Origin of the sequence: Coprococcus sp. LG101-27, from assembly GCF_027695515.1 — a bacterium.
Taxonomy (GTDB): domain Bacteria; phylum Bacillota; class Clostridia; order Lachnospirales; family Lachnospiraceae; genus Allocoprococcus; species Allocoprococcus comes.
Genome location: NZ_JAQEUJ010000001.1, coordinates 359,295 through 372,054, shown reverse-complemented (window position 1 = coordinate 372,054; position 12,760 = coordinate 359,295). Strand labels below are relative to the sequence as shown.

At 43.9% G+C, this 12,760-nt stretch carries 7 protein-coding genes; 2 read left to right on the top strand and 5 right to left on the bottom strand.

The window, feature by feature from the left end:
- Positions 1 to 34 precede the first annotated feature (34 nt).
- The gene (locus tag PG766_RS01805) at positions 35 to 949 is read right to left on the bottom strand and encodes a nucleotidyltransferase family protein (RefSeq protein ID WP_118198327.1); all 915 of its coding nucleotides are present in this window, start codon (positions 947 to 949) and stop codon (positions 35 to 37) included.
- A gap of 308 nt (positions 950 to 1,257) precedes the next feature.
- Between PG766_RS01805 and PG766_RS01800 the strand changes: the two genes are divergently transcribed.
- Complete coding sequence (locus tag PG766_RS01800; protein WP_117823593.1) at positions 1,258 to 3,633, top strand: phosphoketolase family protein; 2,376 nt, start codon at positions 1,258 to 1,260, stop codon at positions 3,631 to 3,633.
- A 190-nt stretch (positions 3,634 to 3,823) separates the two neighbouring features.
- Here PG766_RS01800 and PG766_RS01795 read toward each other — a convergent pair whose 3' ends face one another.
- From PG766_RS01795 to PG766_RS01780, 4 genes are all read right to left on the bottom strand, one after another.
- On the bottom strand, positions 3,824 to 4,717 hold the full coding sequence (locus tag PG766_RS01795; protein ID WP_055157867.1) for a LysR family transcriptional regulator: 894 nt from the start codon (positions 4,715 to 4,717) through the stop codon (positions 3,824 to 3,826).
- Between the two features lie 333 nt (positions 4,718 to 5,050).
- Positions 5,051 to 6,451, bottom strand: coding sequence for a uracil-xanthine permease family protein (locus PG766_RS01790; RefSeq protein ID WP_118198328.1), 1,401 nt, complete (start codon positions 6,449 to 6,451; stop codon positions 5,051 to 5,053).
- A gap of 24 nt (positions 6,452 to 6,475) precedes the next feature.
- Positions 6,476 to 10,093, bottom strand: a complete 3,618-nt coding sequence (locus tag PG766_RS01785; protein WP_118198329.1) for an ABC transporter ATP-binding protein/permease — start codon at positions 10,091 to 10,093, stop codon at positions 6,476 to 6,478.
- 97 nt (positions 10,094 to 10,190) lie between these two features.
- Positions 10,191 to 11,627, bottom strand: a complete 1,437-nt coding sequence (locus PG766_RS01780; RefSeq protein ID WP_118198330.1) for an aspartate ammonia-lyase — start codon at positions 11,625 to 11,627, stop codon at positions 10,191 to 10,193.
- 139 nt (positions 11,628 to 11,766) lie between these two features.
- On the opposite strand from PG766_RS01780, the gene PG766_RS01775 reads away from it, so the two are divergent.
- Positions 11,767 to 12,702: a LysR family transcriptional regulator gene (locus PG766_RS01775; RefSeq protein ID WP_118198331.1), complete on the top strand. Its 936-nt coding sequence runs from the start codon at positions 11,767 to 11,769 to the stop codon at positions 12,700 to 12,702.
- Positions 12,703 to 12,760 lie beyond the last annotated feature (58 nt).

The following is a 12,760-nucleotide window of genomic DNA, read 5'->3' as shown; positions in this document are numbered from 1 at the left end:
TTTCCTCTTCTGCTTTTTTACTTCCGGGATTCATTTAATTCCACAGTTTTTTCGGATAAACGCCATCCTCTGTCATCTTCTTGAATCCGGCCTGTGCAAGTTCTGTATCTTCTTTATAAGTAATACCGATCCATTTATCGTGTGTTTCCAGAACCTTTACATCCACATTTCCTTCTTTTAAAAGATCTCCTACAATATTTGGAAGAAGATATTCTTTTTTCAAAGGATCTCCTGCTTCATCTTTTAAAAATTCTGCAAATCTCTCATCCAGAACCTGAATGAAATCCGGATAACCAGCCCACATATTCATAGATACATTAGAATCTGGTGTGATCCACTTCTGAACCTCTTCGCTGTCGCAGTGAACCCCGTCAGCCTGGATACTGATTCCGGTTGTCTCATGAATCTGTTCAAGCATTCCATTTTCATCTACCACGCATACGCCACGGGTAACTGTTCCATTCTCACTGACCGTATTCTTCAGAATAAATCCAGCCATGCCCATCTGCATCTTATCTGCTGTCTCTGCGTGCGCAATCAAGTAATCATGGAGAAGCTTAAACGCTTCCTTTCCATAATAATCATCTGCATTGATGATCACAAACGGTTCTTTTACTACATCTTTACAACACAGGACTGCCTGACCGGTTCCCCAAGGTTTGGTACGTCCCTCCGGAACTTCAAAACCAGCTGGAATATCTGCAAGATCCTGATATACATATTCCACCTCGATCTGATCTCCGATACGATTTCCGATTACAGAACGGAATTCTTCTTCAATATCTTTTCTGATAATAAATACAACCTTGTCAAAACCAGCTTCTTTTGCATCATAAATAGAGTAATCCATAATGATCTCCCCATTCGGAGACATCTTGGCGAGCTGCTTGATTCCTGTTCCAAATCTTGAACCGATTCCTGCTGCCATAATAATCAGAGTAGTCTTCATAATAAATTCTCCCTCACTAAAAAACTGTCAATCTACATTATATACACTGTTTTTCTCCGTCAAAACATTACATTTTAAACGCTTTATTCAAAAATCTTACATAAAAACAGCTATTCGTAATTATACTTCAATTTTTTCACAATGTCTACCACCTATTACGAAATTAAGGAACTCCCCTCTTCCTATCCATAACATTTTGATATGAATATAATTCATTATTGCTATTTTACGTTATCTTTTACTCATGATATGATGAACCCAGTTAAAAAAATAACAAAAATGAATTAGAGAAAGAGAGAGGTACTAAAATGGAAGACAATAAATTATGTCTTGAAAAGCAGCCATTATCTGATGAACTGCTCAACAAAATGAATGCCTACTGGCGTGCTGCCAACTATCTGTCAGCCGGTCAGTTATACCTTCTTGATAATCCGCTTCTGAAAAAGCCATTGACCATGGATCAGATCAAGAAAAAAATCGTCGGACACTGGGGAACCGTACCTGGACAAAACTTCATCTATGTACACTGCAACCGTGTCATCAAACGTTATGATCTGGATATGATTCTTCTTTCCGGTCCGGGACATGGCGGAAACTTCCTGATCGCCAACACTTATCTGGAAGGTTCTTATAGTGAAGTTTATCCGAACATCAGCCAGGATGAGGAAGGCATGAAGAAAATGTTCAAGCAGTTCTCATTCCCATGCGGAGTTCCGAGTCACTGTGCTCCAGAAACACCAGGTTCTATCAATGAGGGTGGAGAACTTGGATATTCAATTGCTCACGGCTTTGGTGCTGTTCTGGACAACCCAGATCTTATTGCTACAGTTGTTGTCGGTGACGGTGAAGCTGAAACAGGGCCGCTTGCTACTTCATGGCAGTCCAACAAATTCCTGAACCCGATCACAGACGGTGCTGTTCTTCCAATCCTTCATCTGAACGGATACAAGATCAGTAACCCGACCATTTTCTCACGTATTTCTCATGAGGAAGTGGAAAACTTCTTCAAGGGCTGCGGATGGAAACCTTACTTCGTAGAAGGTGACGATCCGATGACTATGCACAGAAAAATGGCTGAGACTATGGATGCCTGCATCGAAGAAATCAAAGCAATCCAGAAAAATGCCCGTGAAAACAATGATCCTACCCGTCCGTTCTGGCCAATGATCGTTCTTCGTACTCCAAAGGGATGGACAGGACCAAAGGTTGTTGACGGACTTCAGATTGAAGGATCTTTCCGTGCACATCAGGTACCGCTTTCTATGGAATCACCAGAACATCTTGACCTTCTGAAAGAATGGTTGGAAAGCTACCATGCAGAAGAACTCTTCGATGAAAAAGGACGTCTGATTCCGGAACTTGCAGAACTCGCTCCAAAGGGAGATGCCCGTCTTGGTGCAAACCCGCATGCAAATGGCGGACTTCTTCTGAAAGACCTTCGTCTTCCGGATTTCCGCTCATACGGAATCGAAGTAGAACCTGGCAAGACAAAAGCACAGGATATGATCGAACTTGGCGGATACATCCGCGACATCTTCAAATTAAATGAAGACAGTAAGAACTTCCGTATCTTCGGACCAGATGAAAGTATGTCCAACCGTCTGTACAAAGTATTTGAAGAGCAGAAACGTGACTGGCAGGCAGACTTGCTTGACACTGATGACTGCCTTGCAAGAGACGGACGTATCATGGACGGTATGTTAAGTGAACATATGTGTGAAGGATGGCTGGAAGGATATCTTCTGACAGGACGTCATGGATTCTTTGCAAGCTATGAAGCATTCATCCGTATCGTTGACTCTATGGCAGCACAGCATGCAAAATGGCTGAAGGTCTGCAACCAGCTTTCATGGAGACAGCCGATTGCTTCGCTGAACTTTATCCTGACATCTAATGTATGGCAACAGGATCATAACGGATTTACACATCAGGATCCAGGATTTCTGGATCACATTGCCAATAAAAAGGCAGACGTTGTCCGCATGTATTTACCACCGGATACAAACTGCTTACTCTCATGCTTCGACCACTGCATCAAGAGTAAGAACTATGTCAATGCAATCGTAGCATCTAAACATCCAAGCTGCCAGTGGCTGACTATGGAACAGGCTGTAAAGCATTGTACACAGGGTATCGGTATCTGGGAATGGGCAAGTAATGACTGCGGTGAAGAACCAGATGTTGTTATGGCTTGCTGCGGTGACACTCCTACTCTTGAAGTTATGGCTGCTGTTACTATCCTTCGTGATGAAATGCCAGAGCTCAAGATCCGCGTTGTCAATGTAGTTGACCTGTTCAAACTGGAATCAGACCACAAACATCCACACGGATTAAGTGATGCAGAATACGATGCAATCTTCACAAAAGATAAACCGGTTATCTTTGCATTCCACGGATATCCGACACTGATTCATGAGCTGACATACGAACGTCACAACCACAACATTTCTGTTCATGGATATCAGGAAGAAGGTACAATCACTACTCCATTTGACATGCGTGTACAGAACCAGATCGACCGTTTCAACCTTGTAAAAGATGCAATCATGCATCTGCCACAGCTTGGCAATAAGGGATCATTCCTGATTCAGAAGATGAACGACAAACTGGTTGAGCACAAGCAGTACATCGCTGAATACGGACAGGATCTGGAAGAAATCAGAAACTGGGAATGGCATAAATAATATCAATCGTTTTCTAATCCAAAATTCTACTTTATAACTTTATACTTACAAATATAAAAATGCTCCGGAACTTTATGATCCACACATAAAAAATTCCGGGGCATTCTCCTTATATTTTTCTTTGCAGATACACATCCCGGCTGCAAAGGATACCGATTTGTACAATCCACTTTGAAAATCTATTTCTTCTTTAGTTCTTCTGACTGCTCAGAAACTTCTGAAACTCCTTCGATGCAATACTCTGAGGATACTCAGTATCATAGATCAGAATAATATTTCTGGTCGGAAGCTTCTCTTCCACTTCGATTTCAAATACATTTTCCGCCTTCTTCTCTTCTTCGGCAAATTCTTCCGGGACAAATCCAATTCCAAGATTGTGACGGACTGCCGGCAAGATCAGGTCTGTCGTCGCAAGCTCCATATCCGGCAAAAACTGCAGACCATGATCTGCAAAATAATTATTCAGGAATTTTCTTGTCAGTGCCTCCGAAGTCAGGCTGATCCAAGGATAAGCCGAAAGCTCCTCCAATGAAATCTTTCTTCCTTTTAATTCTATGTAACGACTGCCGCCGATCAACACCTCATGGTATTCCCGCAGTTTCTTCATCCTGAGCGGCTTATTTACCTGCAGATCCGTTGACACAAATGCAAGATCTACCTTTCCCTCTTTTACCGCGTTGACCGAGTCCATGGTACTGTTATTTAAGATTTTGAAATGTACGTTCGGATAAATGCTGTTGAACTCTCCCATTGCCCGGAACAGGAAGCAGTGCAAGGCTGTCTCAGTCGCACTGATATAGATTGTCCCGTTCTCCAGACTGATCAGATTGCTCAGATCATTTTCCCCTTTAAAAAACTGGGCACACCCTGCCGATACATAGCTGTAAAAGGTTCTTCCCTCCGGTGTCAGCTTCATGCCGGATTTGCTTCTGGTAAATAACCGGCATCCCAGTTCATTTTCCAGGTTGTGTATCGTTCTCGTCACCGCCGGCTGGCTCGTCTTCAGAACGCTGGATGCCTTTGTAAGGTTCTCATACTTCGCCACATAATAAAAAACTTTATAATATTCAAAATTAGAATTCATGTGCCTCTCCTTTGTTGTCTTATCCTGTCAGTTTTTCATCTGCCGTAAGTATAGCATGCTTTTTTAGTTCTTACAATTGGAATCATAGCTTACTGAACATTCCGATGCTCTATGCAGCAAATACTTCCACGCTGGTCAATATAATGAACAAGCTTCTGGAACTGGTCACTTCCACACTAAAAAGGAACTGTCGACACTTTTTATCGTGCCGCCAGTCCCTTATTTGCTCAACAATTTTCGATTATAATTGTTCAGACGCCTGCGCTTCGATCTTTCTTTTTGTCCTCATCCTCGTTCATCTCTTCCTTCTGATTGACTTATTTTTATCACATTTTACAAATCTGTTGTTTTTTTCTTCGGAAGGCAGAGACTTAAGATCAATGACACCACAAACACCCCTGCAACTGCATTTCCATTAAAGATATCTCCTACCTCCTTCGGAAATGCGGAAAAGAAGTTTCCGGAAGTCTGTGTCAGTCCAACACCAATACAGAATGCCAGTGATACGATGATCATGGTTCTGTCATCAAACACACACTCTTTGAGCATCTTGATCCCTTCATACATGATCGATCCGAACATCATAACCGTACATCCTCCAAGTACCGCCTGCGGAAGCGAATTGAAAAAAGCTCCAAGCGGCGGGAACAGAGAAGCAAGGATCAAAATCAAAGCCCCCATCAGAATAGTAAAACGATTGATAACTCCTGTCATAGTGACGAGCCCGATATTCTGACTGAAAGAAGTAAGCGGCAGACAGCCAAAGCATCCTGAAATCGCACTGGAGAATCCATCCACAGCAAGAGACCCCTGCAGTTCCTCCATCTTGATATCCCGCCCCAACGCACCGGTACACACTGCAGTAGTTGCACCTGTTGTCTCTGCTGCCGATACCAGAAAGACAATTGCAATAGTAAAGAACGCTCCCAGATCAAAAACCGGTTTATGGGAAGTAAAAAATACAAGCTTTGGAAGGCTGAATACACCGACCTGCTCGATCGTCTTTGTAATTCCTGAAAAATCGACCATCGGTGCAATCCCCGCCACAGTAAATACAATGGACAGAAGATACCCACAGACCAGACCAACCAGTACGTTCAGGTTCTTGTATACACCTTTTAACAGATAGCGGGCAGCCAGACACACAACCAGTGTGAAAAATCCGACCAGAAGATGATACCACGCCCCAAAATCTTCTGCCCCGTTTCCACCGCCCCAGGAATCCATTCCTACCGACAAAAGGGAAAGCCCAATCGCAATCACCACACATGCCGATACTACCGGCGTCAGGAACCGTTTCCAATATTTGGCACTCATTCCTACCAGTCCCTCAAAAATACCTCCGGCGATCACCGCACCAACCATTCCTTCATATCCAAGTTCCGGATTGGTACAGATCATCAGCAGACTGCCAAGAAAGGTAAAACTGACTCCCATAACGATCGGAAGCCTGGAGCCAATCTTCCATACCGGGTAAAGCTGCAGACAGGTCCCAATCCCCGCTGCAAACATCGCACACTGCAGAAGCTGCGTAATTTCCGCAGGACTTAAGTGATTCTCCGATCCTCTCACAAATGCCGCACTGCACACGATCAGCACCGGTGCCAGATTCGACACAAACATTGCCAGAACATGCTGGAGTCCGAACGGAATCGCCTTTTTTACCGGCACTCTTCCATTCAGACAGTAAATATTTTCCTCACTCACTGCTTCTGTATTTTTCTCTTTATCCATTTTCCTTTTCCCTCATTCTCTTTTTTATTCTGTCCTAAGCGCTGTCACCGGATCGCTCTTTGCTGCTTTCCTTGACGGAATAATTCCACCGAGCAGGGTAAGCCCGATACTCAAAAGAATCAGCACAATTGCCGGAAGCACTGGTAAAAATGCATTGATTTTGTTATTATCTGCCACCGCATGGATGATCATATTTCCAGGGATCAGAAGCAGCAGTGACAGTCCGATTCCGATCAGTCCGGCACACAGACCAATGATAACGGTTTCTGCATTAAATACCTGCGATACATTTCTCTTAGATGCCCCGATCGCGCGCAGGATTCCAATCTCCTTCTTCCGTTCCAGTACACTGATGTAGGTGATAACCCCGATCATAATTGAAGATACTACAAGGGAAATCGCCACAAACGCAATCAGCACATAGCTGATGATATCCACGATATTTGTCACGGAAGACATCAGTGTTCCGACTATATCGGTATAAGTGATGATCTGTTCCTCTTTTCCTTCTTTTTCCATCCGGCTGTTATAAGAATCCAGGATTTTCACCACTTTTTCCTTGCTCTCAAAATCCATCGGATATATGGAAATCTGACTCGGGTTCGCAAAATCCACGTATCCAAGCTTCTGCAGATTATTGTCATAGGAAGCAGTCGCGCTCATTGTCATGGATGTCATCAGCTCTTTCAGATCATCTTCTGTCATATTCATCTGAAATGCCTTTGCAAATGCATCGGTATCAATCTTCATCGAACTTCCAAGCATGTTCTGTAGCTGGGTTCCCACATTTCCCATGGCAGCCTGCATGGCGTTCCCGATTTCTTCTGTGATCTGAGTGACGATCTGATTCATTGCCGAAGTGATCTGTGTCTCAAGCACATCCGAAATTGCTCGGGTATAAGTTCCCATTGCCTTTGCCATGTAACTTCCCATTGTCGCACTTAACTGGCTCTCCAGCTGATCCATATCGATCACCTCGGAAAGCCCATTCATCAGACGCTGTTTTCCATCTGCTGTAGCAAGGTAGTTCAGAAAATAATCTCCCATTTTGGTCGGATCTGCTTTTCCATTCGCCGCAGCATATGCCGGATAACTACTCGCCAGTTCTTTTGTCAGTTTTTTCAGCTGGTCAGAAGTAATATTTATCACCGTATCTCCAAAAATCTCCTGCTGCCAGGCATTCATAATCTCTTTTGCTTCCTCGGTCTGTAAATACTCCGCCAGGTATTCTCCAAATTTATCCGGATCTGTATATCCTTTTTCCGCAGCATACTTTTGATATCCTTCCATCACACGCTGTACAAGCTCCTGCATCTGATCAGTTGTAATCTTAAACCCACCGGTGCTCTCAATGATCTCCTGCAGATTATCTTTCAGGATCTTCTGCGCTTCATCCGTCATCAGGTAATCCATAAAATCTCTTGCCAGATTTGAATAATCTGCTTCCGGATGGAATTTTACATACTCCTGATAACCTTCCATAACACTCTCGGACAGCTTCTGCATTCCACCCGGTTTTACGGTAAGATTCAGGCTTCCGATCATATCGCCAAGATTCATCTGTGGCATACCGGACACGTCAAGACTGATCCGATCCAGATTTATCATCCCGGACAGATCCAGAGAATCCCCACCCATCCGGAATGCATTTTCCAGGTTCAGGGAATCTGCTGACAACATATCACCGGAAAATCCACTGGAAAGTACACTGTTATCAGAACCAAATGCTTTCTGAAGTGCATCCTCATCGACCGTAAACAGGCTGTCCGCATCCAGTCCATTCTTCTCTTCTGTCGTCCCGAACGGTTCTCCAGTAAATACATTCTTTGACGGATTTTTCAGCTGATCCTTTACAATCTCACTTTTTGCAGCCTCTTTTGCGACATGCTCAGTAAGTCTCTGCGGATAGCCAATCCCCGGTGTCAGAGCGGAAGCATTTGCATCTTCCGATGCCTGTACGATTCCGACGATTTTAAGTTCTTCGCCCTGATCCACAAGTTTCTTCATATATTCCTTATTATCGGATTTATCCTTCCAGATCTTGTACTGGCTGTCATATTCGTAGCAGTCAGACACATTGACCAGTTTAAAAGTTTTTCCAATAATATCCTCATAGGTATATGTTCCGATATTTGCCGGAGTGTTCACATCTTCTTCATTGATAAATTCCTGGATCATTTCGTCCAGTTCCATCTGATCCCGCAGTCCCAAAGTATAAAGGAGAAAATCACTCATGCCTCCGTCCGAAGTCAACACCAGTACACATTCATTATAATTCTGCGGCCAGCGTCCCGCCTTCACATCATACTGGTTCTCATAAAGCCCCTCCGTCTTAGGCATTTCATAAAAAACATTCGTACTCATCATCGATGACATCAGACTGTTGGTACTTGCGCCAGAGCTGATTCCAAGCGACTCAAAGGATTTGTCCGGATTCACCTGGCGAATGGAACCATCCTTGTTCTGCCGATAGATTCTTGGTGAAATATTATAAGAATATTCAACGGCACTGGTATAGTCCTCAATTCCACTTTTTCCTCCATCCAGATATTCTTTTAAAGACTTCAGGTCGTTGGAATCCATCGTGGAAAACATATTGGTCATCATCTGCATAACCTTGACTTCCCCGTCTTTTTTTGTCTCCTTCTTATCCGAACTGCCCGAATCACTGTCCATATTACCTACCATCATCGATGTCATATCAAATCCGGTACTCTGGATCTGAAGCGGATACTCGGAAAGAGTCTCTTCTTCAATTGACTTGATGTAGGCATTGACTCCGTTGGAAAGTGCCAGTATCAGTGCAATCCCGATAATTCCAATAGAACCGGCAAAAGATGTCAGAAGAGTCCTTGCTTTCTTCGTCTTTAAGTTATTAAAGCTCAGGGAAAGAGCCGTCAGAAATGACATGGAAGCTTTCCCCATATTCTTATGCTCCGGCTCCTTCATGACCGCTTCATTGACATAAAATTCGTCCGTATCCGAACGGATCTTTCCATCCTTGAGCGTTACGATACGGGTCGCATATTCTTCAGCAAGCTCTGGGTTATGTGTAACCATTACAACAAGCCGGTCTTTTGCCACTTCTTTTAAAAGTTCCATAACCTGCACACTGGTCGCCGTATCCAGCGCTCCTGTCGGCTCATCAGCAAGCAGGATATCCGGATCATTGACCAGCGCACGGGCGATTGCCACCCTCTGCATCTGTCCGCCTGACATCTGGCTCGGTTTTTTATGCAACTGCTCCCCAAGACCAACTTTTTTCAGAGCCTCAATCGCTCTCTTTTTCCGTTCTTCCTTCCCGATCCCAGAAATAGTCAGTGCCAGCTCCACATTGGCAAGCACCGTCTGATGTGGAATCAGATTATAACTCTGAAATACAAAACCAATTGTATGATTCCGATAGGAATCCCAGTCTCTGTCTTTATATTTTTTCGTAGAAATCCCGTTGATGATCAGATCACCACTATCGTACCGGTCCAGTCCACCGATGATGTTAAGAAACGTCGTCTTTCCCGAACCACTCGGTCCCAGGATCGCAACAAATTCATTGTCCCTGAAATTCAGGCTTACATCATCCAGTGCCTTCTGTACCAGCGTACCTGTACGGTATTCTTTGCAGATATGTTGAATTTGAAGCATAAAAATTCTCCTTTTAAGTTGTAACTCATGAAACGCATATGTTTCATTGTACACCCTTAAAAGGAGAAAATCATGTCTTTTAGAAAAATTTTATTCTTTATTTTCTGAGAAGTTCTTTTCCCGAAATACCTGGCTCTGTCATATTGACCGGATCCAAAACGGTTTCCATCTCTTTTTCACTTAAAAGCCCTTCTTTGAGGATCAGATTACGGATGGATTCTCCGGTCTTCATTGCTTTTTTCGCAATCTCCGCTGCTTTCTCATAGCCTACATGCGGACAGATTGCAGTAATTACGCCGATGCTGTTCTCTACCAGCTGACGGCATCTCTCTTCATTGGCTGTGATTCCTGTCACACAATTGTCAACAAAAGTCTGCACTGCATATGCAAGTGTATCGATCGACTGGAACAGACAGTAGAATACGATCGGTTCAAACGCATTCAGTTCCAGCTGTCCACCCTCTGCTGCCATCGTGATCGTCACATCATTTCCAATGATGTTAAATGCGACCTGGTTCACTACTTCCGGGATGACCGGATTCACTTTTCCCGGCATGATCGAAGAACCATTCTGCTTTGCCGGAAGGTTGATCTCACCAAATCCGGCTCTTGGTCCGGATGACATCAGACGCAGGTCATTGGCAATCTTGGAAAGTGTGACTGCACACGCTTTCACTGCACCGGATACTGCCACAAACGGATCCAGGTTCTGGGTTGCATCGATCAGATCAAAAGCCTGGACAAACTGAATATCAGATATTTTTGAAAGATTCGGAACAATACGGCTTACATAGGCTTCATCTGCATTGATTCCGGTTCCGACTGCCGTTCCACCCATGTTGACGGTACGCATCTCGTCCATCGCATTATCCATACGGTGGATATCACGCATGATGGCATCGGAATATGCCTGAAATTCCTGACCCAGACGGATCGGAACTGCATCCTGCATTTGGGTGCGTCCCATTTTGATCACATGGTCAAATTCCTCTGCCTTTTTGCAGAGCGCTCCATGAAGTCTGAGCAGTTCTTTTTTCAGATTCTGAAGAAGTCTGAGTGAAGTCATCTTGCCAGCTGTCGGAATAACATCATTTGTGGACTGTCCGCAGTTTACATCATCATTCGGATTTACTGCTGAATATTCTCCCTTTTTTCCGCCAAGGATCTCAATCGCACGGTTGGCAATGACTTCGTTTGCATTCATGTTCAAAGAAGTTCCCGCACCTCCCTGGATCGGATCTACGATAAAGTACTCATGCAACTTTCCTGCAAGGATCTCATCACATGCCTGTACGATTGCTTTTGCCTTTTTCTTTTCCAGAATCCCACTCTCGCAGTTGGTGATCGCAGATGCTTTCTTTATGTACGCAAGACTGTTGATGATCTCCGGATGCATATTCAGCCCGGTAATACGGAAATTCTCCGCAGCACGCAGTGACTGTACCCCGTAATATACATCTCCCGGAATATCTTTTTCCCCTATTGAATCCTGTTCTACACGATAACCTGTCTTGTTTTCTTTTCCATTTTCCATCTCAAAATCCCTCGATTTTCCATTTTTCTCTGGCGTATTGCCTTTGTTGTTTTCATTATATCTCTGTGTTACAATATAATCTAATACATATATTTTTATAGTAACTATAATTTTAAAACTATGTCAAAGGAGAATACCTATGTTTCAGGGAATGGAATATGTCTATGAAGTTTATCTGGAAAAAAGCTTTTCCAAGGCGGCTGAGAAGTTATTTATCTCACAGCCTTCACTCAGTGCCAACGTAAAGCGTGTCGAGCATCACATCGGATATCCGATCTTTGACCGGAGTACCAAACCACTTTCCCTTACCGAATGTGGGGTACAGTATATCAAAGCGGTAGAAAAAATAAAAAGTATCCAGAATGAATTTGAAGGATTTGCAAACGACTGGGGCGACCTAAAAAAAGGAACACTCACCCTCGGAGGAAGCAACTTGTTTTCCTCCTGGATCCTGCCTTCGCTGATCGCGGATTTTGCCCGCAAATATCCTCTGATCCAGATCAGCCTGGTTGAAGAAACCACTGCCAATCTTGCCCGTATGCTGCGACACGGGCAGCTGGATCTGATGCTGGACAGCAGTGTTCTGGATGCCACCATCTACGGCTACCGTAAATTTCAGGAAGAGCACCTGATCCTTGCTGTTCCGAGAGCATTCCCGATCAATAATACGCTACGCTCCTATCAACTTCCTGTAGAAGATATCCTGAGCAAAAAATTTCTGGAAGAATCCTGTCCTCCCGTTCCTCTGACACGCTTTAAAAGTGAGCCTTTTATTATGCTGAAACCGGAAAACGACACTGGAAAACGTGCCCGTATGATCTGCCAGAACAATCTCTTTGAACCAAATATCATCCTGGAAATGGATCAACAGATGACTTCTTACAACATCACCTGCTCCGGCATGGGGATCTCTTTTATCGGAGATATCATGCTCTCAAAAGTACCTCTTACCTCTGATGTGGTGTACTATAAGCTTCCTGCAGGCGAAAGCAGCCGTGACATCCGGTTCTACTGGAAAAATGGTCGCTACCAGACAAGGGCAATGGAAGAATTTTTAAAAATGGCGTGCCAGTAAGGCACGCCACTTTCCTGTAGAACAGATACTATCTATTTATCTGCAATCTTGGATCCGA